Origin of the sequence: Agromyces binzhouensis (genome assembly GCF_004135055.1) — a bacterium.
GTDB lineage: Bacteria > Actinomycetota > Actinomycetes > Actinomycetales > Microbacteriaceae > Agromyces > Agromyces binzhouensis.
In genome coordinates this window covers 1-580 of record NZ_SDPL01000787.1, presented here as the reverse complement: position 1 = coordinate 580, position 580 = coordinate 1, and the positions used below count along the sequence as shown (strand labels likewise).

Below are 580 nucleotides of genomic sequence, written 5' to 3'. Positions count from 1 at the left end.
TGGGGCGCCGACGGCGCCCACGCCTCGTGCTGGGGCTCCGCCATTCCGCCGCCGGACCCGCGATCGAACGCCGCGCGCGCCTCCGGGGTGCCGACGAGTTCCCAGGCGCGTTGCACGGCGTGGAACCGCGTGGCATCGCCGCCCGTGTCGGGGTGCGCGTGGCGCAGCGCTCGACGGTACGCGAGGCGCAGCGCCGCGGCATCCGCATCGGAGGCGACGCCGAGCACCTCGTAGGGCGAATCGGACAGTGGGGAGTCGGGCATGGGCTCGCTTTCGGTGGCAGCCACGAGGATACCGCCGCCATCGGGGATCTCGCCGTGCGCCGCCTCCGAGGCCGCCTCAGTCGACGACGGGCCGCAGCATCCCGCCCGCGACGAGCTCGCGCGTCGCGGGCGCGAGCTCGTCCCACAGTTCGCCGCGGTCGACCTCGAGCAGGTCGGCGATCGCGTCGACGAGCACGCCGAGCGGCAGTTCGCCGTCGGCCGCCCCGACGAGCGCCGCGAGGCCCGTGCCCGCATCGACGACCCGCCCGAAGCCGCCGCCCTGTCGCAGCAGGATCACGGTCGGCTGCTCGGCGCCC

Annotated in this window: 1 protein-coding gene and 1 pseudogene; both read right to left on the bottom strand. The window is 76.2% G+C overall.

Annotated features, from left to right (window positions below; all coding sequences use genetic code 11):
* The coding region (locus ESO86_RS18230) for a DnaJ domain-containing protein (RefSeq protein ID WP_165308444.1) at window positions 1-263 on the bottom strand (263 nt) is incomplete at its 3' end.
* A gap of 76 nt (window positions 264-339) precedes the next feature.
* Window positions 340-580 (bottom strand): annotated as a pseudogene (locus ESO86_RS18225) (DUF7059 domain-containing protein); the annotation flags it as partial.